At 72.9% G+C, this 26,719-nt stretch carries 24 protein-coding genes; 14 read left to right on the forward strand and 10 right to left on the reverse strand.

The genetic code is table 11. The features are described 5' to 3' along the window. Positions 1 to 30 precede the first annotated feature (30 nt). From ACWDAS_RS05615 to ACWDAS_RS05630, 4 genes are read left to right on the forward strand one after another with little or no spacing between them, the layout of a single operon-like run. Positions 31 to 933 carry an SDR family oxidoreductase gene (locus ACWDAS_RS05615; protein WP_450387527.1) on the forward strand — a complete coding sequence of 301 codons (903 nt, stop codon included), beginning with the start codon at positions 31 to 33 and terminating at the stop codon, positions 931 to 933. Between the two features lie 28 nt (positions 934 to 961). Beyond that, on the forward strand, positions 962 to 2,107 hold the full coding sequence (locus ACWDAS_RS05620; protein ID WP_450387528.1) for an acyl-CoA dehydrogenase family protein: 1,146 nt from the start codon (positions 962 to 964) through the stop codon (positions 2,105 to 2,107). Continuing rightward, on the forward strand, positions 2,104 to 3,570 hold the full coding sequence (locus tag ACWDAS_RS05625; protein WP_450387529.1) for an aldehyde dehydrogenase family protein: 1,467 nt from the start codon (positions 2,104 to 2,106) through the stop codon (positions 3,568 to 3,570). The genes ACWDAS_RS05620 and ACWDAS_RS05625 overlap by 4 nt, the downstream gene beginning before the upstream one ends. Further along, positions 3,570 to 4,619, forward strand: a complete 1,050-nt coding sequence (locus tag ACWDAS_RS05630; protein WP_450387530.1) for a Zn-dependent alcohol dehydrogenase — start codon at positions 3,570 to 3,572, stop codon at positions 4,617 to 4,619. The genes ACWDAS_RS05625 and ACWDAS_RS05630 overlap by 1 nt, the downstream gene beginning before the upstream one ends. A 6-nt stretch (positions 4,620 to 4,625) precedes the next feature. On the opposite strand, the gene ACWDAS_RS05635 is transcribed toward ACWDAS_RS05630, so the two are convergent. After that, on the reverse strand, positions 4,626 to 5,651 hold the full coding sequence (locus tag ACWDAS_RS05635) for a GlxA family transcriptional regulator (RefSeq protein WP_450387531.1): 1,026 nt from the start codon (positions 5,649 to 5,651) through the stop codon (positions 4,626 to 4,628). Positions 5,652 to 5,722: 71 nt separating this feature from the next. Here ACWDAS_RS05635 and ACWDAS_RS05640 point away from each other — a divergent pair, with 71 nt between their 5' ends. Then, a complete protein-coding gene (locus tag ACWDAS_RS05640) occupies positions 5,723 to 7,057 on the forward strand; it encodes an MFS transporter (RefSeq protein WP_450387532.1) in 1,335 nt (444 codons plus the stop codon). A 27-nt stretch (positions 7,058 to 7,084) separates the two neighbouring features. Here ACWDAS_RS05640 and ACWDAS_RS05645 read toward each other — a convergent pair whose 3' ends face one another. The 4 genes from ACWDAS_RS05645 to ACWDAS_RS05660 all read right to left on the reverse strand — a co-directional run bounded on the left by ACWDAS_RS05645 (position 7,085) and on the right by ACWDAS_RS05660 (position 12,437). Beyond that, positions 7,085 to 7,702: a flavin reductase family protein gene (locus tag ACWDAS_RS05645; RefSeq protein WP_450387533.1), complete on the reverse strand. Its 618-nt coding sequence runs from the start codon at positions 7,700 to 7,702 to the stop codon at positions 7,085 to 7,087. Positions 7,703 to 7,955: 253 nt separating this feature from the next. Then, complete coding sequence (locus ACWDAS_RS05650) at positions 7,956 to 8,792, reverse strand: enoyl-CoA hydratase/isomerase family protein (protein ID WP_450387535.1); 837 nt, start codon at positions 8,790 to 8,792, stop codon at positions 7,956 to 7,958. Positions 8,793 to 8,802: 10 nt separating this feature from the next. Beyond that, positions 8,803 to 10,992, reverse strand: a complete 2,190-nt coding sequence (locus tag ACWDAS_RS05655; protein WP_450387536.1) for an acetate--CoA ligase family protein — start codon at positions 10,990 to 10,992, stop codon at positions 8,803 to 8,805. A 269-nt stretch (positions 10,993 to 11,261) separates the two neighbouring features. After that, entirely contained in the window at positions 11,262 to 12,437 is a 1,176-nt protein-coding gene (locus ACWDAS_RS05660; RefSeq protein ID WP_450387537.1) for a flavin-containing monooxygenase, read from the reverse strand. A gap of 132 nt (positions 12,438 to 12,569) precedes the next feature. Here ACWDAS_RS05660 and ACWDAS_RS05665 point away from each other — a divergent pair, with 132 nt between their 5' ends. The 4 genes from ACWDAS_RS05665 to ACWDAS_RS05680 all read left to right on the forward strand — a co-directional run bounded on the left by ACWDAS_RS05665 (position 12,570) and on the right by ACWDAS_RS05680 (position 15,129). After that, positions 12,570 to 13,022, forward strand: coding sequence for a DoxX family protein (locus ACWDAS_RS05665; RefSeq protein WP_450387538.1), 453 nt, complete (start codon positions 12,570 to 12,572; stop codon positions 13,020 to 13,022). Next, a complete protein-coding gene (locus ACWDAS_RS05670) occupies positions 13,019 to 13,444 on the forward strand; it encodes a Zn-ribbon domain-containing OB-fold protein (RefSeq protein ID WP_450387539.1) in 426 nt (141 codons plus the stop codon). Before ACWDAS_RS05665 ends, ACWDAS_RS05670 begins: the two co-directional genes overlap by 4 nt. An 8-nt stretch (positions 13,445 to 13,452) precedes the next feature. Further along, positions 13,453 to 14,019, forward strand: coding sequence for a GNAT family N-acetyltransferase (locus ACWDAS_RS05675; RefSeq protein WP_450387540.1), 567 nt, complete (start codon positions 13,453 to 13,455; stop codon positions 14,017 to 14,019). 279 nt (positions 14,020 to 14,298) lie between these two features. Further along, on the forward strand, positions 14,299 to 15,129 hold the full coding sequence (locus ACWDAS_RS05680) for a glycoside hydrolase domain-containing protein (RefSeq protein WP_450387541.1): 831 nt from the start codon (positions 14,299 to 14,301) through the stop codon (positions 15,127 to 15,129). Positions 15,130 to 15,174: 45 nt separating this feature from the next. Here ACWDAS_RS05680 and ACWDAS_RS05685 read toward each other — a convergent pair whose 3' ends face one another. Beyond that, positions 15,175 to 16,341, reverse strand: a complete 1,167-nt coding sequence (locus tag ACWDAS_RS05685; protein ID WP_450387542.1) for a thiolase C-terminal domain-containing protein — start codon at positions 16,339 to 16,341, stop codon at positions 15,175 to 15,177. Between the two features lie 72 nt (positions 16,342 to 16,413). Here ACWDAS_RS05685 and ACWDAS_RS05690 point away from each other — a divergent pair, with 72 nt between their 5' ends. Both ACWDAS_RS05690 and ACWDAS_RS05695 read left to right on the forward strand, forming a co-directional pair. Continuing rightward, positions 16,414 to 17,616: an acyl-CoA dehydrogenase family protein gene (locus ACWDAS_RS05690; RefSeq protein ID WP_450387543.1), complete on the forward strand. Its 1,203-nt coding sequence runs from the start codon at positions 16,414 to 16,416 to the stop codon at positions 17,614 to 17,616. Next, positions 17,613 to 18,131, forward strand: a complete 519-nt coding sequence (locus ACWDAS_RS05695) for a nitroreductase family deazaflavin-dependent oxidoreductase (protein WP_450387544.1) — start codon at positions 17,613 to 17,615, stop codon at positions 18,129 to 18,131. The genes ACWDAS_RS05690 and ACWDAS_RS05695 overlap by 4 nt, the downstream gene beginning before the upstream one ends. 185 nt (positions 18,132 to 18,316) lie before the next feature. Here ACWDAS_RS05695 and ACWDAS_RS05700 read toward each other — a convergent pair whose 3' ends face one another. Next, positions 18,317 to 18,964 (reverse strand): TetR/AcrR family transcriptional regulator, encoded by a 648-nt coding sequence (locus ACWDAS_RS05700; protein ID WP_450387545.1) that lies wholly within the window; start codon positions 18,962 to 18,964, stop codon positions 18,317 to 18,319. Between the two features lie 193 nt (positions 18,965 to 19,157). Here ACWDAS_RS05700 and ACWDAS_RS05705 point away from each other — a divergent pair, with 193 nt between their 5' ends. Further along, positions 19,158 to 19,958 (forward strand): VOC family protein, encoded by an 801-nt coding sequence (locus ACWDAS_RS05705; RefSeq protein WP_450387546.1) that lies wholly within the window; start codon positions 19,158 to 19,160, stop codon positions 19,956 to 19,958. A 135-nt stretch (positions 19,959 to 20,093) separates the two neighbouring features. After that, the gene (locus ACWDAS_RS05710) at positions 20,094 to 22,463 is read left to right on the forward strand and encodes a serine/threonine-protein kinase (RefSeq protein ID WP_450387547.1); all 2,370 of its coding nucleotides are present in this window, start codon (positions 20,094 to 20,096) and stop codon (positions 22,461 to 22,463) included. 297 nt (positions 22,464 to 22,760) lie between these two features. Here ACWDAS_RS05710 and ACWDAS_RS05715 read toward each other — a convergent pair whose 3' ends face one another. From ACWDAS_RS05715 to ACWDAS_RS05725, 3 genes are read right to left on the reverse strand one after another with little or no spacing between them, the layout of a single operon-like run. Next, positions 22,761 to 23,540 carry an enoyl-CoA hydratase/isomerase family protein gene (locus tag ACWDAS_RS05715; protein WP_450387548.1) on the reverse strand — a complete coding sequence of 260 codons (780 nt, stop codon included), beginning with the start codon at positions 23,538 to 23,540 and terminating at the stop codon, positions 22,761 to 22,763. Then, positions 23,509 to 23,916, reverse strand: a complete 408-nt coding sequence (locus ACWDAS_RS05720; protein ID WP_450387549.1) for a Zn-ribbon domain-containing OB-fold protein — start codon at positions 23,914 to 23,916, stop codon at positions 23,509 to 23,511. Before ACWDAS_RS05720 ends, ACWDAS_RS05715 begins: the two co-directional genes overlap by 32 nt. 1 nt (position 23,917) lies before the next feature. Then, on the reverse strand, positions 23,918 to 25,066 hold the full coding sequence (locus ACWDAS_RS05725; RefSeq protein WP_450387550.1) for a lipid-transfer protein: 1,149 nt from the start codon (positions 25,064 to 25,066) through the stop codon (positions 23,918 to 23,920). Positions 25,067 to 25,123: 57 nt separating this feature from the next. Between ACWDAS_RS05725 and ACWDAS_RS05730 the strand changes: the two genes are divergently transcribed. Next, positions 25,124 to 26,692: a FadD3 family acyl-CoA ligase gene (locus ACWDAS_RS05730; protein ID WP_450387551.1), complete on the forward strand. Its 1,569-nt coding sequence runs from the start codon at positions 25,124 to 25,126 to the stop codon at positions 26,690 to 26,692. Positions 26,693 to 26,719: the final 27 nt, after the last annotated feature.

Here is a 26,719-nt window from a genome sequence, read left to right on the forward strand (position 1 = left end):
CAGAAACTCTGAGAAGGGGCGGGACCGGACGTGGGCAACTTCCTGAGCGGAAAGGTCGTCGCGGTCACCGGAGCCGGGCGCGGCATCGGGCGGGCCGTCGCCCTCGCGTGCGCTGCCGAGGGCGCCAGGGTCGTCGTCAACGACTTCGGTGTCGCGGTCGACGGCAGCGAGCCGACCAGCGAGGTCGCGGCAGCCGTGGTGAAGGAGATCGGGGCGGCCGGCGGCGAGGCCGTCGCGGTGGCCGACGACGTCTCGGCCATGGCGGGCGGCGAACGGATCGTCACCACCGCCGTGGAGACCTACGGCCGGGTCGACGGTGTCGCCTGCGTCGCCGGGATCCTGCGCGAACGCATGCTCTTCAACATGACCGAGGACGAGTGGGACCCCGTGCTCGCCACCCACCTGAAGGGCACCTTCACCGTCTTCCGCGCCGCCTCCGCCGTGATGCGCCGGCAGGGCTCCGGCACCCTCATCGGCTTCACCAGCGGCAACCACCAGGGCAGCGTCTCCCAGGCCAACTACTCCGCGGCGAAGGGCGGCATCATCTCGCTGGTGCGCAGCGCCGCACTCGGACTGCACCGCTACGGCGTGACCGCCAACTGCGTCGCCCCCGTGGCACGCACCCGCATGTCCGCCGGCGTGCCCATGGAACTGACCGAGATCGGGGAGCCCGAGGACGTCGCGGCCATGGTCGTCTTCCTCCTCAGCGACCAGGCCCGCGACATCACCGGGCAGGTCTACACCGTCGCCGGACCCAAGATCGCGGTCTGGGCCCAGCCCCGTGAACTGCGCGCCGCCTACGCCGACGGCGAGGGCTGGACACCGCAGCGCATCGCTGCCGCCCTGCCCGGCACGGTCGGCACCGACCCCATGCCGATGCTCGCCCAGCTCGAGGCCATGCGCGCCGCCGCGGCCGCCTCCCGAGGGCAGTGACGGCCCGGCACCGAGGAGAGAGCGGACCATGGACTTCACCTTCGGCCCGGAGACGGAGGCCTTCCGCGCGGAGGCCCGGGCGTGGCTGACCGCACACCCGGACCGCGCTCCCGGCAGGGAGTGGGAACGGGAGCTCGGCGCAGCCGGATGGATCGGCCTCGGATGGCGGGGCGACTACGGCAACCGGCGCGCCGCCTTGCCCCAGCAGGTCGCCTGGGGAGAGGAGTACGCCAGGGCCGAGGCGCCCACCCGCTCCGGGCACATCGGGGAGAACCTGCTGGCGCCCACTCTGGAGGCGCACGGCACCTCCGCCCAGCGGGACCGCTTCCTGCCCGCGATCGCCCGTGGCGAGGAACTGTGGTGCCAGGGCTACAGCGAGCCCGGAGCGGGCTCCGACCTCGCCGGTGTCCGCACCGCCGCCACCGCGGACCGCGACGCCGAAGGCCCCTGTTACCGCGTGAGCGGCCAGAAGATCTGGACCTCCCTCGCGCAGGACGCCGACTGGTGCTTCGTCCTGGCCCGCACCGACCCGGCGTCCCGCCGTCACCACGGATTGAGTTTCCTGCTCGTCCCCATGGACCAGGCCGGGCGGGTCGAAGTGCGCCCCATCCGCCAGCTCACCGGGACCGCCGAGTTCAACGAGGTCTTCTTCGACGGGGCCCGCGCCGACGCCGCTCACGTCGTCGGAGGTGAGGGCAACGGCTGGCAGGTCGCGATGTCCCTCCTGGGTTTCGAGCGCGGGGTGTCCACCCTCGTGCAGCAGATCGGCTTCGAACGCGAACTGCACCAGGTCGTCGACCGGGCCGTCGCCTCCGGGGCGGCCGCCGACCCCGTGCTCCGGGACCAGCTGGTGCGTCAGTGGGCCGAGTTGCGCACCATGCGCTGGAACGCCCTGCGCACTCTGGGCACCGCCGACCCGGCCGCCCCCAGCGTCGCCAAGCTGCTGTGGGGCGGCTGGCACCAGCGGCTCGGCGAACTGGCCGTCGCCGTCCGCGGCGCGCCCGCCGCCACGGGTCCCGCGCCGTGGGAGCCGGAGCGGCCCTATGAACTCGACGAGACCCAGCGGATGTTCCTCTTCAGCCGTGCCGACACCATCTACGGCGGCTCGGACGAGATCCAGCGCACGATCATCGCCGAGCGGGTGCTCGGCCTCCCGAAGGAGCCTCGCGGATGAACAGCGACGGGACGTACGGCCATTGGATCGGCGGCCGGTGGCACGAACCGGCCGGAGCACACTATCCAGTTGTCAATCCGGCCACGGAGGAGACCGTCGGACACGCCCCCGAAGCGGGCCCGGCGGACGTGGACGCCGCGGTGCGCGCCGCCCGGGAGGCGTACGAGGGCTGGTCCCGTACGAGCCCGGCGGGGCGCGCCGCGATCCTGGAGCGGATCGCGGACGTCCTCGCCTCGCGGTCGGTGGATCTCGTACCGCTGCTCCAGCAGGAGACGGGAGCGACGATCCGTGTCGCGTCGAGCATGCAGATTCCTACAGCGGTGGACCGCTTCCGGCGCTACGCGCGGGGCGCGCTGGAACCGGACACGATCCCCTTCGCACCACAGCCCGTGAAGGCCTCGCCGCTCGCCCCCGGCGGGCTGGTCAACGCGGCGGCGGTACGGCGTCCGGTGGGCGTCGTCGCCTGCATCACCTCCTACAACTTCCCCCTGGTGAATCTGGCCGGCAAGGTCGCCCCCGCCCTGGCCATGGGCAACACTGTCGTCGCCAAGCCCGCGCCCCAGGACCCGCTGACCTGTCTGCTGCTCGGCGGGATCATGCGGGAGGCCGGACTGCCCGACGGGGTGTTCAACGTCCTCACCGGCTCGGGCGCCGCGGCCGGCGAGGCACTCGTCGCGCACCCCGGCGTCGCCATGATCAGCTTCACCGGCTCGACGGCGGTCGGGCAGGCGATCGCCCGCGTCGCGGGCGCGTCGATGAAGCGGACCCTGATGGAACTGGGCGGCAAGGGTGCGGCGATCATCCTCGAGGACGCCGGCCCCGGCGTCCTCAGATCAGCGGTATCTGCTGTCGGTTCAACATGGGCATTCCATTCAGGTCAGATCTGCACGGCGCCGACCCGTGTGCTCGTCCCCCGCGGTCAGTACGAGCAGGTGATCACCGCCCTTGAACAGTACGCCCGTTCCCTGAAGGTCGGGGACCCTGTGGATAACTCCACGGTCGTCGGGCCGCTCATCACCGCAGCCCAGCGCGACCGCGTCGAGGCGTACGTCGCGGGCGCCCGCGAGCAGGGCGCCCGCGTGATCACCGGCGGCACGCGCCCGGACCTCAAGCCCGGTTACTACGTGGCCCCCACGCTCCTCGCGGACGTCACACCGGACATGACGGTGGCCCAGGAGGAGATCTTCGGTCCCGTCGTCGCCGCCCTCCCGTACGACACCGAGGACGAGGCCGTCGAGATCGCCAACGGCACCCCCTACGGCCTGTACGACTACGTCTTCGCCGCCGACACCGCCCGCGCCTGGGCCCTGGCCGCCCGCCTGCGCAGCGGCAACGTCGGCATCAATACCGTGCAGCGCCATCCCGAGACACCCTTCGGGGGCTTCAAGCACAGCGGGGTCGGGCGGGACGGCGGCTCCTTCGGACTGCACGCCTACAGCGAACTCCAGGCGGTGGTGTGGTGATGAGAGGCGTCATCTTCGACGGGACGCAGCCCGCGGTCGTCGACGACCTGGAGGTCCGGGCACCGGGCCCCGGCGAGGTGCTGGTCCGCATCCGCGCGGCCGGGCTCTGCCACAGCGACCTGTCCGTCATCGACGGGGTCATCCCCTTCCCCGTGCCCGTCGTCCTCGGTCACGAGGGAGCGGGCGTCGTCGAGGCCACCGGCGCCGGGGTCACGCACGTCGCGCCCGGCGACCACGTGGCCCTGTCCACCCTCGCCAACTGCGGCACCTGCCCGGACTGCGACCGCGGCCGCCCGACGATGTGCCGCAAGGCCATCGGCCGTCCCGGCAGGCCCTTCAGCCGTCAGGGCGAGCCGCTGTTCAACTTCGCATCCAACTCGGCCTTCGCCGAACTGACCGTCGTCAAGGCCGTCCAGGCGGTCCCGATCCCCGCCGGCATCCCCCTCACCTCCGCCGCGCTGATCGGCTGCGGGGTCCTGACCGGGGTCGGTGCCGCCCTCAACCGTGCCCGGGTCGACCTCGGCGACACGGTCGTCGTCATCGGCACCGGCGGCATCGGCCTGAACGTGCTGCAGGGCTCCCGCATCGCCGGCGCCTCCCGGATCGTGGCCGTCGACACCAATCCGGCGAAGGAGGAGCCTGCGAGGTTGTTCGGCGCCACCGACTTCGTCGACTCGGCCGAGGCGGTACGGGCGCTGCTGCCCACCGGCGCCGACCACGTCTTCGAGTGCGTCGGCCACACCGGGCTCATCCGCCAGGCCGTCGACCTCCTGGACCGCCACGGTCAGGCCGTCCTGCTCGGCGTGCCGCCGGCCGACGCCGAGGCGTCGTTCCTGGTCTCCTCCATGTACCTCGACAAGTCCATCCTGGGCTGCCGCTACGGCTCCTCCCGGCCGCAGCGCGACATCGCCCTCTACGCGGACCTGTACCGGCAGGGCCGGCTCCTGCTGGACGAACTCGTCACCCGCACCTACCCGGTGGAGGACTTCGCCAAGGCGGCCGAGGACGCCCGCGGCGGCCGCGTGGCGCGGGGTGTGCTGACCTTCTGAGCGGGATCAGACCGCCGTCGTGGCCCGGAAAGTACGCCGGTAGGCGGTGGGCGAGACGCCGAGCGCGGTCTGCAGATGCTGCCGCATGGAGGCCGCCGTGCCGAACCCGGCCTCCCGGGCGACCTGGTCGACCGAGAGGTCGCTGGACTCCAGGAGGTTCCGGGCGCGTTCGACGCGCTGCTGCGTCAGCCACTGACCGGGGCTGGTGCCGACCTCCTCGCGGAAACGGCGGGTGAAGGTGCGCACGCTCATCGCCTCCCGCTCGGCCAGTTCGCGCAGCGTCAGCGGCTGGTCGAGCCGGTCCAGCGCCCAGGAGCGCGCCGCGGCCGTGGTGGCCTGCAGCGGCTGGGGGACGGGCCGCTGGATGTACTGGGCCTGGCCGCCCTCCCGGTACGGCGGCACGACCGTACGGCGGGCGCTGGCGTTGGCGACGGCGGTGCCGTGGTCGCGGCGTACGAGGTGCAGGCACAGGTCGATGCCGGAGGCGACGCCCGCGGAGGTGAGGATGTTGCCGTTGTCGACGTACAGGACGTCGGGCTCGACCTTCACCTGGGGGAAGAGCCTCTGGAAGTGGTCGGTGCTCGACCAGTGGGTGGTGGCGCGCAGCCCGTCCAGGTAGCCCGCCGCGGCGAGGAAGTACGAGCCGGTGCAGATGGAGACCAGCCTGGTCTCGGGACGGATGCGCGCGAACGCGGCCGTCAGCTCGTCCGGCAGCCGGCCCTCGGCGTGCGCGCTGCTGCGCTCGTGGGCGGCGGGGACGATGACGGTGTCGGCCGTCTCCAGCGCCTCGGGGCCGTGGGCGACGTTGATCTCGAAGTCGGCATCGGCGCGTACCGGCCCCGGACCGTGGGGGGAGCACGTCACCACCTCGTACAGATCGACCCCTTCGGAGTCCCTCGCGCCGCCGAAGATGCGGTGCGGGATGCCCACTTCGAAGGGGATCACACCGTGCTGCACCAGGACGGCGACCCGGTGGCGAACGGGCTTGCCGGGATGGGCGGTCCGTGAAGGCGTCTCCATGGATTCGGCCATGGCCCGATCCTTGCACAACATGACCATCCGGCCACTCGTTTCCGCGCATACCGATGCCGGATGCTGACCTGGTGACGCAGACTCCCGAGCTTCCCGTGCAGCCCCTCGAGGACAGGGGCCCCGCCCTTTCCTGGCCGTCCCGCAGGCCCCGGATCCACCGCGCGTGGTCCGTGGCCGCCGCCGCCTTCGTCACGCTCATCGGCGCCGCCGGCTTCGCGTCCCTGCCCGGACTGCTGATCGAGCCGCTGAACAGCGAGTTCGGCTGGTCACGGGGCATGATCGGCCTGGCCGTCTCGGTCAATCTCGCGCTCTACGGGCTGACCGCGCCGTTCGCCGCCGCGCTCATGGACCGCTTCGGCATCCGCCGGGTCGTGGCGGCCGCGCTCCTCACCATCGCGACCGGAGCCGGCCTGACCGTCTTCATGACCGCGAGCTGGCAGCTCGTGCTCCTGTGGGGCGTGCTCGTCGGGTTGGGCAGCGGCTCCATGGCCCTGGCATTCGCGACCACCGTCACCAACCGCTGGTTCGAGCACCGGCGCGGCCTGGTCACGGGCATCCTGACGGCGGCCGGCGCGGCGGGACAGCTGATCTTCCTGCCCCTGCTCTCCGTCGTCATCGAGCACGCGGGCTGGCGCGCCGCGGCGCTCACCGTCGCGGGCGCCGCGCTCGTCGTCGCGCCCCTGGTCTACCTGCTGCTGCGGGACCACCCGGCCGACGTGGGCCTGGCCCCGTACGGCGCCGAGGAGTTCGTGCCCAAGCCCCCGCCGGTGACGGGGGCGGCGGCGAGAGCGCTCAAGGCCCTGCTCAACGCCGCCCGCGGCGGCCGCTTCTGGCTGCTGGCGGGGACGTTCGCGATCTGCGGCGCGTCGACGAACGGCCTGGTCAAGACACACTTCGTGCCCGCGGCTCACGACCACGGGATGCCGGTGACGGCCGCCGCGTCCCTGCTCGCCGTGATCGGTGTGTTCGACATCGCGGGCACTGTCGCCTCCGGCTGGTTCACCGACCGCTTCAGCCCGCGGCGGCTGCTGGCCGTCTACTACGGACTGCGCGGACTGTCACTGGTGTTCCTGCCGGTGCTCCTGGGCGACGCCGTCCACCCGCCCATGGTGCTGTTCATCGTCTTCTACGGCCTGGACTGGGTCGCCACGGTGCCGCCGACCATCGCCCTGTGCCGTGAGTTCTACGGCGCCGACAGCGCCATCGTCTTCGGCTGGGTGCTCGCCTCCCACCAGGTGGGCGCGGCCCTGGTGGCCTTCCTCGGCGGTGCGGCCCGCGACGCCTTCGGCTCGTACAACCTGGTCTGGTACGCCTCCGGGGCGCTGTGCGCGGTGGCGGCGCTCATGGCGCTGGCGATCCGGCGGCAGGCGACTCCGACAGCCGGGACGCTCCCCCTCGCGGCGTAGCCGGCCGGCCGGGAACGGCGTCCGGCGTCAGGGCGCCAGATGCCCGAACCGGCCTCGGTGGAAGAGCAGCGGATCGCCGCCCTCCTCCGCGCAGCCCAGGTCCTGGACCCGCCCGACGACCACCAGGTGGTCGCCGCCGGTGTGCACCGCGTGGATCGCGCAGTCGATCCACGCGGGCACACCGCGCAGCCTGGGTGATCCCGTGACCGGCGCCGGATCCCACTCCACGCGCGCGAACTTGTCCCCTCCGCTCACGGCGAAGGAGCGGCACAGCTCCTGCTGGCCCGTGCCGAGGACGTTCACGCAGAACACCCCGGCCCGCGCGATGCGCGGCCAGCTGGTGGACGTGCGGGCCACCATGAACACGACCAGCGGCGGATCGAGCGACAGCGACGCGAACGACTGGCAGGCGAACCCGGCGGGCCCGCCCTCCGCGCCGTCCCCGGGCGCCGCGATCACCGTCACGCCGCTGGCGAAGTTTCCCAGCACCTTGCGGAATTCGGCCTGATCGACCGGAGCGCGCTCGTCCGGCCGCACGGCCCGAAGTTCGGGCGGCGGCAGTGGGTCCACCCGCCCGGCCGTCGTCACCGCCCCGGCCGACCGGAGGTAGCGGACGACGGCGACCGCCATGCCTGCTTGTCCCATCACACCGCCCATTGAAGCTGACGACCCGTCAGAAGTGAAGGGCCGTGGAGAGGGCGGACGGGGTCGCCGGGATCCGGAGGGCAGGACCGGGTGGGCGCGTCAGCGGCACGTCGCGTTCCAGATCTCCGTCGTGACGATCGCGGTGGTCGGGGTCGTCTTCGTGGGCGGTCTGCCGGCGTACGGCACCGGACTGCTGGAGGAGTACCGGCCGCCGCCCGGGGCCGGGGCATCCGCCGAGTGAGACCTCGTGGTGTCACCGCCCCCGGAAGTCCGGTGGGCGGCGTTCGAGGAAGGCGCGCAGTCCCTCCTGGGCGTCGGCGGTGGTCATGTTCTGCTCCTGCGCTGCCGCTTCCGCGGCGAAGGCCGTCGCGCGGTCGCAGTCCAGTGCCGCGTTGACGAGCTGCTTGGTCAGGGCGAGGGCGCGGGTGGGCCCGGCGGCGAGGCGTTCGGCCAGGGCGCGGGCGGCCTTGCCGAGGTCGTCGGCCGGGACGACGCGGTTGACCAGGCCGAGGCGTTCGGCGGCGGGTGCGGGCAGGTCGTCGCCGAGGAAGAGGAGTTCCTTGGCGCGGTGCGGCCCGATCAGGCGGGGGAGGAGGTAGGCCCCCCCGCCGTCGGGGACGAGCCCGCGGCGGACGAAGACCTCGGTGAACTTCGCGGTGTCGGCGGCCACGACGAGGTCGCAGGCGAGGGCGAGGTGGGCCCCGAGCCCGGCGGCGGTGCCGTTGACCGCGGCGATCACGGGCTTCTCGCAGTCGAGGACGGCGGCGATCAGGCGCTGGGCGCCGGTCCGGATCATGCGTGCGACATCGCCGGGGATCCGGTCCGCGGCGACCGGGCCGCCGCGCAGATCGGCCCCCGCGCAGAAGGCCCGCCGGCCGGCACCGGTCAGGACGACGGCCCGGACGGCCGGGTCGGCGGAGGCCTCCAGAAATTTTTGGATGAGGCGTTCCCGCAGGTCATGGGTGATGGCGTTCATCGCTTGGGGGCGGTTGAGGGTGAGCCACGAGAGCCCGTTGTCGGTGACGTGGAGTACAACGGAATCCACGGAATCGTCACGTTCCGTAACCACTCCACGGGGGGAGTCAGTCATGCGTGCACTCCTAACGGCACACCGCCAGCGCGTCGAGGGCGCAGGCGCCCTGCCCGCGCGGCAGCACCATCAGCGGGTTGATGTCGAGTTCGGTGAGCCCGTCGCCGAGTTCCAGGGCCATGCGCTGTACGCGGAGGATGACGTCGACGAGCGCGTCCGTGTCGGCGGGCGGCGCGCCGCGCACACCGTCGAGCAGGCGGGAGCCGCGCAGTTGCCGCAGCATGTCCCGCGCGGTCTCGGCGCCGAACGGCGGTACGCGGACGGCCGAGTCCTGCAGGACCTCGACGAGGACGCCGCCGATCCCGGCGGTGACGGTGGGGCCGAAGAGCGGGTCGTGGCTCATGCCGACCACCATCTCCACACCGTGCTCAACCATCTGGCAGACCAGGACGCCGTCGAGTTCCAGGCCCTCGTAACGGGCGATGTCGGCGAGTTCGCGATAGGCGTCGCGGACCTGGCTGGCGGAGGTCAGGCCGATCTTGACCAGGCCCAGCTCGGTCTTGTGCGCGAGACGGTCGGCGGAGGCCTTCATGACGACGGGGTAGCCGACCAGCGCGGCTGCCCGGACGGCGCCGGCGGCGCTGGTGACCAGTTGCTCGCGCGGCACGCGGATGCCGTACGCCCGCAGCAGCTGCTTCGCCGCGTGCTCGCTCAACTGGCGGCCCGGGTGCAGCAGTGCGCGCGCCTTGCGCGCGGAGGAGGAGGGCGTGCGCGGGGCGTCGTCGAAGGGGGAGCGGTAGCCGGCGGTGAAGCGGTGGTGGTCGAGCCAGGCTCGGACGGCGGTGACGCAGTTGCCGAAGGTGCGGAAGGTGGCGACCCGCGAGGAGCCGAGCAGCGTGGTCCGGTAGGCGTCCTCGGTGCCGACGGGGGAGCCCCAGATCACGCACACCAGCTTGTCGGTGGCCTCGGCCGCCTCGGCGAGGTCCCGGGCGAGCCGGTCGCTCATCGGCGGGAAGGGGCCGGTGATCGGGCAGATGAGAACGCCGACCGCGGGGTCGGCGAGGATCGCGTCGATGATCTTCCGGCCGCGCCAGTCGCCGACGGGGTGACCCCCGTTGTCCACGGGGTTGGAGACGTTCAGGTACTCCGGTATCCACTGGTGGAGTTCGGCCTGCCTGGCCTCGGGGAGGGTGGGCAGCGGCAGTCCGGCGGCGGTCGCCAGGTCCGCGAAGTGGGCCCCGGTGCCGCCGGAGATGGAGTAGACGACGACGCCCTCGGCGGCCGGCGGCCTCGCTCTTGCCAGCAGCGCCGCGGTGTCCTGGAGCTCGTCCAGCGCGTCGACGCGGATCACGCCGAACTGGCGGAAGGCGGCGTCGGCGACGGCGTCGGACCCGGTGAGCTTGCCGGTGTGGGTGGCGGCGGCGCGGGTGCCGGTCTCGGTCCGGCCCACCTTGACCATGACGACCGGCACCTTGTTGCGGGCCGCTCGGTCGGCGGCGAGCGCGAACGAGCGGCCGTCCTTGAGCCCTTCTGCATAGACCGCGATCGCGCCGACCTCCGGCCGCTCGGCGAAGTACGAGAGGAAGTCGGCGGTCTCCAGGTCGGCCTCGTTGCCGGTCGGCGCCCAGTGGCTGAGCCGGATGCCCAGTTCCTGCAGGGCGTAGACCGGGCGGCCCTGGTGGCCGGACTGGGTGATCAGGGCGATCGCCGGACCGGGGAGGTCCTCGCGGAAGGACTGGAAGGCGTTGAGGTTGGTGTTCGGCCCCAGCAGCCGCAGCCCGCTGCCCGCGACGGCCCGGGCGAGACGCTCCTGGGCGGCGGCGCCCGCCTCCCCCGTCTCGGCGAAGCCGGAGGCGAAGGCGACCGCGAACCGCACCTTTGTCTCGGTGAGCTGCTCGAGGACGGGAAGGGGGTCGGCGACGAGCAGGACGGCGAGATCGACCGTCTCGGGAAGCTCGGCGACCGAGGCGTGGCAGGGCAGGCCGAACACGGAGTCACGGCCGGGATTGACGGGATGGAGCCGTGCGCCGACCCGCTCGGACCAGGCGATGAGCTGCCGGGTGATGCCGGTGTTCGGGCGGCCCTCGGTGTCCGAGGCGCCGACAACGGCCATGGATTCGGGCCGGAAGAAGCGGTCGAGGTCGGGCACGCAGGCGTGCAGCGGGCGGCCGCTGACGTCCACGTCGTCCGTGCGGCGGCCCCGGCCGCCGGCGTCCGCCGCGGGGTCGGTGCCGCGCGTGCTGTAGGTCGATCCAAGCATGGGCCTCGCCCGTCCCGCTCGAAGGTCCGGAGAACTGACGCACTGTCAGGTTACTGAACTGATGAACCGTCAGGAACGGGGAGGACGCGAGAAACCTGTGCGCCCCGCGGGAAGGCGGGCCGGCCGGCTGAGGGGGAGAGGGCCGGCCGGTCCGCCGGACCGGGGTGGCGCGGAAGCGGCGCGAGGGGTGCTCAAGGGTGGTACGGAGGCGCTGTGCGGGGTGTCGCGTGCTCGTCCGTACCCCCTCGATACCCGCCGCGGCGCGCTCGCTACCGCCGCGCCACCGCTTTGGCGATCCGGCGCGCATCGATGGCCATTTCACGGAACATGCCGCTGATGGGATTGGTGAAACCGGTGAAGTACAGACCCGGCGCGTTCTTCGGGCTGCGGCCGCCGTGCGAGACGGGGCGGCCGCGGCCGTCCAGGACGCCGAGATGACCGACGAGCGGCTCCAGGCCGCGCCGGTAGCCGGTGGCGGCGATCACCGCGTCGGCGGTGACGCGGCTTCCGTCGGCGAGCAGCACCTCGCGGCCGTCGAAGCCCTCGACGGCGGCCACGGGCTCGACCTTCCCCGACCGCACGGCATCGATGATGCCGACGTCCTGCACGGGGATGGAGCCCTCCCGCACCCGCGAGTACAGGCCGTTGTCCGGGCGGGGCAGTCCGTATTCCGACAGATCGGGCACGGAGATCCGCTCCACATATGGCGCGATCTTGTCGACGAGCTTCGTCGGAAGGCGGCGGACCATGATCCCGGTGCGTTGCGCGGGCCACCCGGCGGTGGAGCGCCGCATGATGTGCGGGGGCGTCCGGACCGCCAGCCGGACGCGGGCGGCGCCGGCTTCGGCGAGGTCGACGGCGATCTCCGCGCCGGTGTTGCCCACGCCGACGACCAGGACGTCGCGGCCCGCGTAGGGCTGCCCGTTGCGGTAGTGCGAGGCGTGCAGCAACTCGCCGTCGAAGGTGTCGAGCCCCGGCCAGGACGGCAGGTGCGGGGAGTGGTTGTAGCCGGTGGCGACGACGACGCTGCGCGCGGTCAGCATGCGCCCGCCGGTGGCCGGCAGCACCCAGCCCGTCGCGGGGTCCTCGGCGGGCTCGATCCGCTCCACCTCTATCCCGGTGGTGACGTCCAGTTCGTGGAACTCGGCGTACTGCTCCAGGTAGCGGACCACGTCGTCGCGGCCCACCCAGCGGCCGTACGCCCGGGGGATCCCGAGGCCCGGAAGCGCGGACAGGCGTCTGGTGGTGTGCAGCCGCAGGCGGTCGTAATGACCCCGCCAGGAGGCGCCCACGGCGTCCGACCGCTCGACGACCAGCGTGCGCACGCCCCGATGCCGCAGCGAGGCCGCGACCGCGAGACCGCCTGGTCCCGCGCCGACGACGATGGCGTCCGGTGCGGCCGTGTTCGGTATGGAGGTGACAGCGGATGCGGAGATGTCGGTCATGTCGTGCTCCCGTGCCTGCAGGGTGAGGGTCACTCCGGAAGGTAGCGCGCTTTTGCCCCGGCACCTTGCGAAGGTGTGTCCGCATCCGGTCAACTGACGTAGCGTCAGTTTTTTGTCCCGGGGAGGCACGCGATGCAGACGATCTGGCTGACCGGCGCCGAATGGCTCGCCGTCCTGCGCATCGGCCTCGGGCTGTGGTGGCTGGAGAGCTGGCGGCACAAGGACAAGAAGGGCTGGTTCGAGCGGGGTACCGGCATCGCCTGGGCGGCCGACGTCGCGTCCAGGCACCGCTGGACCTTCGTCCAGGGCGGGTTCGCCGCCGTCGTCGCGCCCCGCCCCAAGGTGATGGCCCATGTCGTCGTCTACGCCGAACTCGCCCTCGGACTCGGCCTCACCGCCGGCCTGCTGACACCCGTCGCCCTGGCCGGCGGCATCGTCCTCAACCTGCTCTACCTCGTCCTCATGATCCACGACTGGGCGGAACAGGGGCAGAACGCCATGATGATCCTCGTCTCCGTCGTCCTCCTCTTCGCCATGGGCTGGCAGACCTGGTCCCTGGACAGCCTCTGGGGGCTCTTCCTGTGACCGGCCTGCCCGAGACCGACGCCTTCACCCGCCCCTACTGGCGGGCCGCCGCCGAGGGTCGGCTGCTCATCCGCCGCTGCCTCGCCGCGGGTTGCGGCGCCGCCCATCACTACCCGCGGGAGTTCTGCCCGTACTGCTGGAGCGAGGAGGCCGTCTGGGAGGAGACCCGCGGCCACGCCACCCTCTACACCTGGTCCGTGGTGCACAGCAACGACCTGCCGCCCTTCGCCGGACGCGTCCCCTACGTCGCCGCCGTCGTCGACCTCGACGAAGGACCCCGCATGATGACGGAGATCGTCGGCTGCGCCCACCACGCGCTGCGCGTCGGCATGGACCTGCGCGTCTGCTTCCGTCCCGCCGGCCCGGACGGCGCTCTGGCGATCCCCGTCTTCCGTCCGGCCCCGACGTCCGCCTTTGCTTGAATAGGGGCGTGCTGAAGCCGGTGGACTTGGAAGCGTACGGACTGCTGCTCAGGCCGTGGGAGGACTCGCCCGGCGATCTCGACGCGGCCCTGCGCGGCCTCGGCGACCCGGACTTCCGCCGCTGGAACACCGCGCACGCCCCCGAGCCCGACGAGGCCGGCGCGCGGGCGTTCCTGCACCGGCGGCGCGACGGCTGGACGGCGGGTGACCTCGCGTCGTTCGCCGTCACCGAGGCCGGGGTGGTGCTCGGCCAGGCGGGGATCGGGATGATCGACCGGGCCATGCGCGGCGCCCGTGTCAGCTACTGGATGCTCCCCGAGGCCCGGGGCCGCGGCGTCGCTTCGCGCGCCCTGGAGGCGGTGACCCGGTGGGCCTTCTGCGATCTGGGGCTGCACCGGCTGGAGCTCGGTCACGCCGTCGGCAACGAGCCCTCCTGCGGCGTCGCGCGGCGCTGCGGATACGTCCTGGAAGGGGTCCTGCGCGAGGCGGTGGTCGACGTGTCCGGCGCGCTCCGGGACGTCCACCTGCACAGCCGCCTCGCGACCGACCCGCGTCCGGCGACCCCGGCTCCCTGAGTTCCCGGGTTCTCCGACACGGGGATTTGCCGTGCCTTGGGGGAATCTTGTGGTGATGGGGACATCGGCTTTCCCGATCATGGTGGGTGGGTTGGCTAGGGTGCGTTCCGCCCCTCGCGCGCCGTGGACCCGCACACCGGTGATCCGCGCGCCGCCCGCGTCGTCGCACCTGTGCGGCACATGCCGCGGCACGCGCTGTACGCGCGCCGTGCCAGGGGCCTCAGCAGACTTGCCCGGCGTGCCCCGTGCGGTGCGTCCCGTGTCATGAATGGGGTGGGGATGTCCGGTCACCGGATGTCGAAGAAGCGCCGCTACATCGCCTGGGCGGTGGCGGCTGCCGCGGTCCTGGTCGGCGGGGGCGTCGCCGCGGAGGCCTCGATGGCGACCACGGTGTCGCGTCCCGCCCCGAAGGTGTACACCGGGCGGGCCTTCGACACCTGCGCGGCGCCCTCCGCCGCGGCGATGAAGGGGTGGCACACCGGCTTCTACGGCGCGGCCGCCGTGTACGTCGGCGGCAAGAACCGCGGCTGCGCCCAGCCGAACCTCACCGCGTCCTGGGTGAAGTCCGTCAGCGCCACCGGCTGGAAGCTGATCCCGCTGTACGTCGGCGCTCAGCCGCCCTGCCAGACCAGCCGCAACCCGGAGAAGCTGACCGCCTCCACCGCGGCCTCGCTCGGCGCCACGGACGGCGCGGACGCGGTCGCCAAGGCGTCGGCGCTGGGCATGAAGGCCGGCAGCCCGGTCTACCTCGACATGGAGTCGTACGACATCACCGACACCTCGTGCAACAACGCGGTGCTGACGTACATCCGCGCCTGGGACAAGGCCGTGCACGCCAAGGGGTACTGGGCCGGCTTCTACGGTTTCCGCAGCTCCAGCGCGAAGGCCGTCGCCACGGCGACGAACCGCACCGACCTGCCGGACATCCTCTGGTACGCCCTGTGGGACCAGCACAAGACCACGACCACGGACTGGCCGTTCGCCTCCACCCTGTGGACCGGGCACCGCCGCGGCCACCAGTACATGGTCAACAGCAAGGAGTCCCGCGGCGGTTACACGATCACCGTGGACCGCAGCGACTGGGACGCCCCGGTCGCCGTCACAGGCTGACGGCGCAGGGCCCGCGCCGGGGTCCGGCGTGCCGGGGCGGGACACTCAGTCCCGCCCCAGCACCACCGTTCCCGAGGAGCAGAACCAGCCACCCGTTCCCGAGGCGACGGCCAGCCCCGGCAGCGCCCCGCCCGGCTTGCGCACCTGCCGCTCGCCCGCCTCCCCCCGCAACTGCCGCACGGCCTCGACCAGCAGGAACAGCCCCCGCATGCCCGGGTGGCAGGCCGACAGCCCGCCGCCGTCGGTGTTGACCGGCAGCGGGGACCCGGCGACGAACGGGCCGCCCTCGCCCTTGGCGCAGAAGCCCAGGTCCTCCAGGGTCACCAGGGTCATGTAGGTGAAGGCGTCGTAGATCTCCGCGAGGTCGATCTCGGCCGGGGTGACGCCCGCGCGGGAGAAGGCCAGCCGTCCGGAGACCGCGGCGGGGGAGACCGTGAAGTCGTCCCACTCCGACATCGTGGCGTGCGAGACGGCGGTGCCGGAGCCGAGCACCCACACCGGCGGCCGTGCCGCGTCCCGCGCGTACTCCTCGGCGGCCAGGAGCACCGCGCATCCGCCGTCGGAGCGGATGCAGCAGTGCAGCTTGGTGAACGGGTCGGCGATCACCGGCCCGGACAGGACGTCGTCGACGGTGATCGGGGCGCGGTACATGGCGTCGGGATTGCGGGCCGCGTTCGCGCGGGCCCGGACGGCGACGGTGGCCAGCTGTTCGGCGGTGGTGCCGTACTGGTGCATGTGGCGGCGGGCGGCCATCGCGTACTTGGCGATCAGGGTGTGCCCGTACGGGGCCTCGAACTGCAGGGGGCCGCGCGCCCCGAAGGACAGATTGGCCGTGCGGCGCCCCGCCTTGAGGTCGGCGCGGGCGGTCGAACCGTAGACGAGGAGTACGACGTCGGCGTGGGCGGCGGCGATCGCGTCGGCGGCGTGCGCGGCCATGACCTCCCAGGTCGCGCCGCCGACGGAGGTCGAGTCGACCCAGCGCGGCCGCAGCCCCAGGTACTCGGCGACCTCGACCGGCGCGAGGGTGCCCAGCCCGGCCGAGGCGAAGCCGTCGATCGCCGAGCGCGGCAGTCCGCTGTCGGCGAGGGCGCGGCGGGCGGCCTGCGCGTGGAGCGTGTAGGGGGTGGCGTCGTCGACCCGGCCGCAGTCGGACAGCGCGACTCCGAGGACGGCGACTTTACGGCCGGTGCGAGTACTCTGACCCTGAGCCATGAATCTGACGGTACATCAGATTTAAGGTTTCCGGATGGTGCCGGATTTCCCGAGGTGGGAGGAGAGCTCGCTGTGGATGCCGCGTTCACCGAGGAGCAGGAAGAGATCCGCCGCACCCTGCGCGAGCTGCTCCACAAACGCTGCGGACCGGACGAGGTGAAGTCCGCCGTCCGCACCCCCGAGGGCCACGACACCGCCCTGTGGCGGCTGCTGGCGCGGTCGCCGGGCCTGCCCGGTCTCGCCCTCCCCGCCGCGTACGGGGGCGCCGGCTGCGGCCCGACCGAACTGGTGCTGGCCTGCGAGGAGGCCGGCCGGGTGCTGCTGCCCTCGCCCCTGCTGGGAACGGCCGTGCTCACCGCCCCCCTGGTCGAGGCGCTCGGCACCGACGAGCAGCGCCGCACCCTGCTCCCGCGCCTCGCCACCGGCGAGCCCGCCGCCCTCGCCGCGCCGCCCGCGGGCCTCGGCCTCACCGGCTCCGGTACCGGCGACTGGGCGGGCGGCGGCCGCGCGGGCGGCGTCCAGGCCCGCCGGGCGGACGGCGTCTGGCGACTGTACGGCCAGGCCGACCAGGTGCTCGGCGGCCCCGGTGCCGCGTTGCTGCTGGTCGCCGCCCACACGGGTGGCTACGCCCGCAGCCGCATCCGGCTCTACCTGGTCCGGGGCGATGTCCCCGGCCTGGCGCGCAGGCGGCTGACCGCACTCGACGAGACCCGCCCGCAGGCCCGTGTCGAGCTGCGCGACGTCCCCGCCGAGCTCCTGGGCGGCGAGGAGGCGGGTGATCCGCGCCCCGCACTCGCCCGTACAGGTGTTCTCGCGGCCGCCGCGCTGGCCGCGGAGGCCGCCGGGGCGGCCTCCCAGGCGCTCGCCGGGACCCTGGAGTACGTTCGGGTCAGGGAGCAGTTCGGGCGGCCCGTGGGCTCCTTCCAGGCCGTCAAGCACCGCCTCGCCGACCTGTACGTCCAGGTCCAGGCCGCCCGCTCGGCCGCCTACTACGCCGCCTGGGCCGTCGGGAGCTCCCCTGCGCAGGCGCCGGACGCGGCGGTGGCCGCGCCGCTCGCCCTCGCCCAGGGACTGGAGGCACTGCGCGCCACGGCGGGGCAGGCCGTCCAGTTGCACGGCGGAATCGGCTTCACGTGGGAGCACCACGCGCATCTGTACGTCAAGCGGGCCGCCTCCGACGAGCTGCTCTTCGGCCCCGTGCACGCGCTGCGGGCCCACGCGGCCGAGCGGGCGGGCCTCTTCGCGACCGAGTCCGAGAGGAGGGCGGCGGCATGAGCCTGTTGCGGACCGCCGTGCAGAAGGTGTCGTCGACCCGGGCCTTCGCCAGGGTCGGACCGCATGTCGTCCCGGCGGCGGACAGGTTCGTGCACCGGATCACCCGTGGCAAGGTGCTGCTCAGCGCGCGGATGCTGCCCGGTGTCGTGCTCACCGCCACCGGCGCGCGCAGCGGACTGCCCCGGAGCACCCCGCTGGCCTGCATGCCCGAGGACGGCGGGACGTTCGTGCTGGTCGGCAGCAACTTCGGGCGCACGGACCATCCGGCCTGGACGGGGAACCTGCTCAAGCACCCCGACGCGGAGATCAGCTGGCGCGGCCGGGACATCGCCGTACGGGCGGAACTGCTGACGGGCGGGGAGCGCGAGGCGGTGTGGGCGGCGTTGCTGGAGTTCTGGCCGCCGTACGCGACCTACGCACGACGGGTGGACCGGCGGATCCGGCTGTTCCGCCTCACGCCGAAGGAGAGCCCGGAGCGGAACCCGGAGCAGAACCCGGGGCGGAACCCGCGGTAGAGCCGCACGGGAATCCGGGGAGCGGCAGCCGAAACCCCGGGAAGCGGCCTCCTGAAAGGACAACGCGGGCGCCAGGGCCGGCAACCTCCCCCGAGGACCGGTCGGCGCCCGCGTCGTTGCAGGCAGGACTTCGACTTGGACGTAGATCAACAATGCCGCCGGAGGCGGACGTCGGCGCGCGGGCCTCAGCGCGTCGGCTTCTTGCCCGTCACACCCAGGTGCACCAGCAGCGCCAGATTGGGCTTCAGCTCGGCCTGCTTGACGCCCCAGCTCTGGAAGCCCTTCTGGTGCGCCGCGACCGCGGCGAGCATGGCCACCAGCGATCCGGCGATCGCCGACGGACTGACATCCTTGTCGACGCGGCCCTTGCCCTGGAGCTCCTTGATCGAGTCGGAAAGGGAGTTGGTGAGGGGGTTGAGGATCTTCATGCGAATCTTGTAGAACCGCTTGTCCCCTTCGGCCGCGCCGAGGTCGACCACGCGCAGGATCGCGTCGTGCTTGCGCCAGAAGGAGAGGAAGCCCTCGACCAGTTCCTCCGCCGCCGCGGCGCCGGACTTGCCGGCCCAGGAGCGGCCGGCGACGAGGTCCGTCAGCGCGGCACCCTCCTTGGCCATCTCCTCGGCGAGCTCGAGGACGGCGCCCTCGACGTCGGGGAAGTACTGATAGAACGTTGCGGGGGAGGTACCCGCCATCCGGGCGACGTCGATGACCTTGACGTCCCGGTACGGCGACGTGCTGAGCATTTCGCTGAGGCAGTCGAGCAGCTTCTGCCGCGTCGCCTGTCCCCGGCGCCCTGCCACACGGCCGTCGACGGTGCGAACTTGTCCTGTCATGCCGTCAGTTTACGGGCTGGTGATCAGCGCGCGATTCGGTGCCTGCAAATGGGGAAGATCAAGTGTTCGATTTCTCCTCGGGCGCGGCGAAGGATCCGCCGATAACGTGTCAAGCCAGACACTCCGTCGATCCACGCGAATCCCCACGTGAATCGGGATCCTCAGCCGCATCACCAGACGAATCGAGGACGAGATGGCCGCATACCCCGACGGTGCGCCCTGCTGGGCCGACGCCATGCTCAACGACCTGGAGGCGGGCAAGCGCTTCTACGGCGAACTGCTCGGCTGGACCTTCGGGCAGGGGGAGGAGCAGTACGGCCAGTACACCCAGGCGTTCGGCCCGGACGGCAAGAACGTCGCGGCACTCTCCCCCAAGCCGGACGGCCGGATGCCGACGGTCTGGAACCTCTATCTCGCCTCCTCCGACATTCAGGCCACCGCGCGGAAGATCCGCGACTTCGGGGGGCAACTCATCATGGAACCGATGGCCGTTGGGCCTTTCGGCACGATGCTCATGGCGGCCGACCCGGGCGGCGCGGTGTTCGGGGTGTGGCAGGCCGGCACGCACCTCGGCTTCGAGGTGACCGGCAAACCGGGCTCGTACATGTGGAGCGAGGTCTACACGCGCGAGACGGAGCGGACCGACCACTTCTACGAGGAGGTCTTCGGCTACGGCAGCAAGCGCATCGACGACGAGGCCATCGACTTCCGGATCTTCGTCCCCGAGGGCAGGGAGATCACCCCGGCCAACGCTGTCTTCGGCCGCTTCCGTATGGGGAAGGGGTTCCCGGAGGAGCTGCCCGCGCACTTCATCGTCTATTTCGCCGTCTCCGACGCCGACCGGGCCGCGGAGACCGTCGCCAGGCTCGGCGGCCGGGTCACGATGGGTCCGATGGATTCGCCTTTCGGCCGGTTTCTCCTGGCCGCCGACGACCAGGGAGCCCATTTCGCGCTGATCGACACCGGCACCACGGTGGGCGAGAAGCCGTCCTGAACCCGCGCGGATCCGCAACCGAATCCAAGGTAATCGCGTGTCGACACCGCCCCGGGTTCGCAACTGATACTCATCCCAGGAAGAATCAGGGACGGACCCCGGGATGGGGGGAACCCACGGGGAGGTGGCAGGGCAGTGGTGCAGCAGCTGACGCAGCACGATCCGAGACGGATCGGCCCTTTCGAGGTGCTGGGCAGGCTGGGCGCCGGCGGTATGGGCCTGGTCTATCTCGCCCGCTCGGCGTCCGGCCGGCGCGTGGCGATCAAGACCGTAAGGGCGGAGCTCGCCGAGGACCAGCTTTTCCGCGTGCGCTTCGCCCGTGAGGTCGAGGCGGCCCGCGCGGTCAGCGGCTTCTACACGGCGGCGGTCGTCGACGCCGATCCCAGGGCCGCCGTGCCCTGGCTGGCGACGGCCTTCGTGCCGGCGCCCTCGCTGGAGGAGATCGTCAACGAGTCCGGGCCGCTGCCCGTCCAGGCCGTACGGTGGCTGGCGGCCGGCGTCGCGGAGGCGCTGCAGTCCATCCACGGGGCGGGGCTGGTCCACCGGGACCTGAAGCCCTCCAACGTGCTCGTCGTCGAGGACGGCCCGCGGGTGATCGACTTCGGCATCGCGAGCGGGGTCTCCAACACGCGGCTGACGATGACGAACGTCGCCGTCGGCACGCCCGCCTACATGTCGCCCGAGCAGGCCAAGGACTCGCGCAGTGTCACCGGGTCGAGCGATGTCTTCTCGCTGGGCTCCACTCTGGTCTTCGCCGCGACCGGACACGCCCCCTTCCACGGGGCGAACCCCGTGGAGACCGTCTTCATGCTGCTCCGGGAGGGCCCGGACCTGGCGGGCCTCCCCGACGACCTGCGCCCGCTCATCGAGGCGTGCATGCGCATGGAGGCCGAGCGCCGGCCCAGCCCGGCGGATCTGCAGGCGCAGCTGGCGCCGCATCTGTTCTCCTCCGGGGGCGACGACACCGGTACGGCCTCCGCGTGGCTGCCGCCCGCGGCGGTCGGCCTGATAGAGGAACGGCGCAGTGGCGGGCGCCCCGGCGCGGGACCGGGCGGTCCCGGCGCGGGTGCGGGAGCCGGTGGCGCCGGTGCCGCGGTGCCTCCCATGCCCCCGCAGCCCCCCGGGCCTCCCGTACCGCCCCCGTCCGCCCCCGCCGAGGGCGCGGGCGGGCCGGTGCAGCTGGCCGGCTCGGCACCGATAGGGCCCGGGATGCGGATCGCCGAGCGCAAGAACCAGGCCGCGGCCACCGCTGCCGCCGCCGGGGGCGGACTCGGCTGGGCCGGACGCGGCGGCGTGGCCGGCGGCGCGCAGGCAGCGGTGCCCGGCCAGGGGAACGCCCAGGGCGCGCCACAGGGCGCCCCGCAGGCGCCCGCGGTCCCGCCGGGCGAGTGGCGGCCGTGGCGGTTCCGCATGTCGAACGACGTGTGGGGCACCCCGATCGTCTCCGGGGGGCGGCTCTACGTGACCTCCTTCGAGGTGCACGCCCTGGACGTGGCCACCGGGCGGCGGCAGTTCAAGACCCGCGACGTGGCGTGGACGATGGCGGTCTCCGACGGCCGGATCCACGGCTCCGACGGGCCGAGCCTGTACTCCCTCGACGCCGCGGACGGTTCCGAGCGCTGGCGTACCGGTGTGGACGGCTGGATCTACTCGCTGCGCGCCGACGCCGGCACGGTCGTGACCGGTACGCGCGGCGGCGGGGTCCAGGTCTGGGACGCCGGCGCGGGGCGCCTGCGCTGGGAACGCGGCGGGGCGCAGACGGAATTCGAGACGCCCGAGTCGGGCCCGAGCGTGGTGGACGGTGTCGTCTACTTCCACGGCGGCGGCCGGTTGCACGCGCTGGACGCGGCGAGCGGCGCCGAGCGCTGGTCGTTCCCGACCGGGGACGGCGGCGCCATGCCGACCCGGCCCGTGGTCGCGGACGGGGCGGTCTACGTGACCGTCGGGAACCGCGTGCTGGCCCTGGACGCCCGCAGCGGCACCGAACGCTGGCGCTTCGACGCCCCCGCGGTGATGTTCGCGCCGCCCTCCTACGTGCCGGGGCCGGGCGTCACGGGCGGCGGCGTCTACGTCGCCGACTACCTGGGCACCGTGTACGCCCTCGACCCGGCCGACGGACGCGACCGCTGGCGGGTCGCGACGGAGCAGCGGCAGAGCGTGGAGCCCGTGCTCGTCGCGGGCGGCTCGGTCATGCTGGGCGCGGGCGGCGCGCTCTACACGCTCGACGCGGTCTCCGGGACGCCGAAGTGGCGCTTCGCGGCCCAGGGCGAGATCGTCGGTTCCCCGGTCGTCGCCGACGGCCGGGTGCACTTCGGCTCGAAGGACCACTGCCTCTACACGGTCGACGCGGGCGGCGGCCAGTTGCGCTGGAAGCTGGAGACGGGCGGGGAGATCACCGGGTCCCCGGTCGTCGCGGACGGCGTCGTCTACGCGAGCAGCAAGGACCGCTGCGTGTACGCCCTCAACGCCGTGAAGGGCACCGAGGCGGCCACCCGGCGCGCGTGACGTTCCCGGCCGGCGGCCGTCGTGCCTCACACGGAAGGGGCTGACGACGGCCGCCGCCAGTCAACTTACGCGGCGCGCGGCCGGGGCGCCACGCGGGGGACTGCCGGGGGTGACCGGCTTGCCGCGGTTCGTCGACTCCGCAACGGGGTTCCAGCCGGGCGCGGTCGCCCTGGGCGCCCCGCCCCGGTCACGCCCCCGCCCCGGGGAACAGCGGCGGCCGTGGCGGCAGTCACAGTCCCTCGCACGTCGGGCGGTCCGTTCACCGGCACTTTCCGGTCCGCCTCCACCCCGCGCCCCTCAGCGCACCCGGTGCTCCCGGTCACGGTGTGCGAAGAGCCGCGCCTGGCGGTCGGGCGGGAGGTTGCCGAGGGCGATGAGGTGCGGAGCGTGGGCGAAGGCCTGGGCCCGCGCGGCCTCGTGGGCGGACCAGACGGCGCGGATCGTGCCCTGCACGGCCTCGGTGGGATGGGCGGCGACGACGGCGGCCGCGCGCAGGGCGGCGTCGAGCAGCCGCGGGCCGGGGACGACCTCCGAGACCAGCCCGGTCTCGTGGGCCCGCCGGGCGCCGATCCGCTCCGCGGCGCCCATCAGGGCCATGCGCATCACCTCGCCGTACGGCATCCGCTGCGCCATGGCGATGGCCTCGTACGCGCTGACCATGCCGTAGCTGGTGTGCGGGTCGAAGAAGGTGGCGTGTTCGGCGGCGATGACGAACTCGCACTCGCCGAGCAGGTAGAAGGCGCCACCGCAGGCCATGCCGTTGACGGCGGCGATGACCGGCTTCCACAGGTCGTTGGCCTTGGGCCCGACGGTCAGCAGCGGATCGTCGACGGCGTACGGGGACGGCGGCTGCGGGACCTCGGCCGAGCGATCCAGGCCGCTGCAGAAGGCGCGGTCGCCGGCACCGGTGAGGACGACCGCGCGGACCTCGTCCCCGGCGCGGAACTCCCGCCAGAGCAAGCCCAGTTCCGCAGCGGTGGCGAGGTCGATCGCGTTGTGCCGCTCGGGCCGGTCGAGGGTGACGACGGCGATGCCGTCCTTGGTCTCACAGCGCAAGCCAGCGCGGGATGCCGTCATGGAAGACCGCCTTCACAGGGGCGCCGATGCGGATACGGGCGGGGTCGACGGAGTCCAGCCGGGCGTCGGGTGCCGTGACCAGGTTGCCCACCAGCCGGATCCGGGGGTCCTCGGCGAGCTCGACGAGGACCACGTTGTACGGGGCCTGCTCGGCGTAGCCGGGCAGCAGCGGCGGATGCGGTACGACGTACGACCACACACGGCCGCGGCCGCTCACCGGCCGCCACTCGCAGGCGAAGGAGTGGCAGTGCGGGCAGCACGGGCGGGGCGGGAAGCGAAGCCGCCCGCAGTCGGCGCAGGCCTGGACGCGCAGTTCGCCGGCGCGGGCGTACTCCCAGAAGGGGGCGCCGTCGTCGTCGGGGAGGGGGCTCAGCATGTCAGCTCCTCAGGACCAGGGCGGAGGTGGGGACGCCCTCGCCCGCGGTGACCAGGCAGGTCTCCGCGCCGAGCACCTGGGCGGTGGAGGTGCCGCGCAGTTGCCGCACGCCCTCGGCGATCAGGTTGAAGCCGTGGACGTACGCCTCGCTGAGCCCGCCGCCGGAGGTGTTCAGCGGCAGCCGGCCGCCGATCTCCAGGGCGCCCCCTTCGGTGAAGGCGGCGCCCTCGCCGCGGCCGCAGAAGCCGTAGCCCTCCAGGGAGAGCGGGACGAGGGCGGTGAAGGCGTCGTAGATCTGGGCGACGTCGATGTCCTCGGGGGCGAGGTCGGCGTGCTTCCACAGATGGCGGGCGGCGGTCCAGGCGGGGCCCGTCAGGGGGTCGTCGGTCCAGTAGTTGACCATCCCGTGGTGCTGCGCGGGCAGGCCCTGGGCGGCGGAGTGGATGTAGACGGGGCGCTGCCGGCAGTCGCGGGCGCGGTCGGCGGAGACCACGACGCAGGCCAGGGCGCCGTCGGTCTCCAGGCAGTTGTCGTAGAGGCAGAGCGGTTCGCTGATCCAGCGGGAGGTCATGTACATCTCGCGGGTGAGCGGGCGTTCGTACATGATCGCGGCCGGGTTCTGGTTGGCCCGGTTGCGGCAGGCGAGGGCGACGTTGAAGAGGTGGTCGCGGGTGGCGCCGTACTCGTGCATGTAGCGGCGGGCCAGCATGCCGATCTCGTCGGCGGGGCGCAGCAGGCCGAAGGGCCGGGTCCACTGGGCGGGAGTGGGCAGTTGGACGGTGGTGTTCGTCCACGGGCGCGGGCCGCTGCCGCGTTTGCGGGACCGCCAGGCGACGCCCACGGTGGCCTGGCCGGTGGCGACGGCGGCGGCGAGGTGGGCGACGGTGGCGCAGGAACCGCCGCCGCCGAAGCCGGCCTTGGAGAAGAAGGTGAGGTCGCCGAGGCCGACGGCCTTGGCCAGCTCGACCTCGTCGGTCTCCTCCATCGTGTACGAGGCGAGGGCGTCGACCTCGCCCGGCTCGATCCCCGCGTCGTCGAGTGCCGCCAGGATCGCCCGGCAGGCGAGGGTCTTCTCGGACTCGGGGAGGTGCTTGGCGAAGGGTGTCGTGCCTATGCCCGCGATCGCGGTGGCGTCCTTCAATGCTGACATTGCGTCAGGTTATCGCTAATCTGACGGATAGTCAGCTGTGGCGGAGGGGTGTGACTCATGCGCGGTGACCTGGAGTGGGGCAGCATCCCGCGGCTGGTGCGCGAGGCCGCGCGGCGCTGGGGTGACCGCGAGGCCGTCGTCGACGGCCGCACCCGTGTCACGTACGCCGAACTGGGCTCGCGTGTCGAGCGGGCCGCCGCCGCGGCCGTCGCGGCCGGGATCGGTCCGGGGGACCGGGTCGCGATCTGGGCGCCCAACAGCCTCGACTGGATCACCGCCGCCCTGGGCTCCGTCACCGCGGGCGGCGTCCTCGTCCCGCTCAACACCCGCTTCAAGGGGGCCGAGGCGGCCTACGTCCTGCGCCGCACCCGTGCCCGGCTGCTCTTCGTCACCGGCACCTTTCTCGGGACCTCCTACGTCGCCTCGCTGCGGCGCGCGACGGAGGAGCACCCGCTGCCGGACCTGGAGCAGGTCGTCGTCCTCTCCGACGCCGCGCCCGAGGACCACGGCTACCGCCGCTGGAAGGACTTCCTGGCCGCGGGCGACGCCGTCTCCAGCGCGGCGGTACGGGCCCGTTCCGACGCCATCGACGGCTCGGCGCCCTCCGACATCGCCTTCACCTCCGGCACGACAGGCCACCCCAAGGGCGCGGTGATCACGCACGCCCAGACCCTGCGCGTCTACGACGTCTGGGCCGACCTGGCGGGACTGGAGGAGGGCGACCGCTATCTGATCGTGAATCCCTTCTTCCACACCTTCGGCTACAAGGCCGGGATCATCGCGTGCCTCATGCGCGGCGCGACGATGATCCCCCAGCCGGTGTTCGACGTGGGCACCGTCCTGGCGAACATCGCCGCCGAGCGGGTCACCGTGCTGCCCGGGCCGCCCACACTGCACCAGTCGATCCTCGACCACCCCGAGCGGGCCCAGCACGACCTGAGCTCCCTGCGGCTGGTCGTGACGGGCGCGTCGGTGATCCCGCTGCAACTGGTGGAACGGCTGCGCAGCGAGCTGAAGATCGCCACGGTGCTGACGGCGTACGGGCTGACGGAGGCGAGCGGCACCGTGACCATGTGCCGGCGCGGAGACCCCGCGGAGGTCGTGGCGGCCACCTCCGGCCGGGCCATCCCCGACACGGAGGTGCGGGTGCTGGCGGACGGACCCGGCCGTCCCGGCGAGGTCCTGGTCCGCGGCTACCACGTCATGTCCGGCTACTGGGAGGACCTCGCGGCCACGGCGGAGGCGGTCGACGCCGACGGCTGGCTGCACACGGGGGACGTGGGCGTGATGGACGCCGACGGGAACCTGCGCATCACCGACCGCATCAAGGACATGTTCATCGTCGGCGGCTTCAACGCGTACCCGGCGGAGATCGAGCAGGTACTCGCTCGCCACCCCGATGTCGTGGAGGCGGCTGTGGTGGGGGTGCCGGACGCCCGGCTCGGGGAGGTCGGCCGCGCGTACGTCGTGCGGCGCGACGAGGCCGTGGTCACCGCGGACGACCTGATCGCCTGGTCCCGGAGGGAGATGGCCAACTACAAGGTGCCGCGCGAGGTCGAGTTCCTGGCGGAGCTGCCGCGCAACGCGAGCGGGAAGGTGCTCAAGACGGCGCTGCGCGGCCGGTGAGGGATGTGCCGGGGCCCTCCCGCCGGT

It is taken from the genome of Streptomyces sp. NPDC001070 (genome assembly GCF_053598835.1).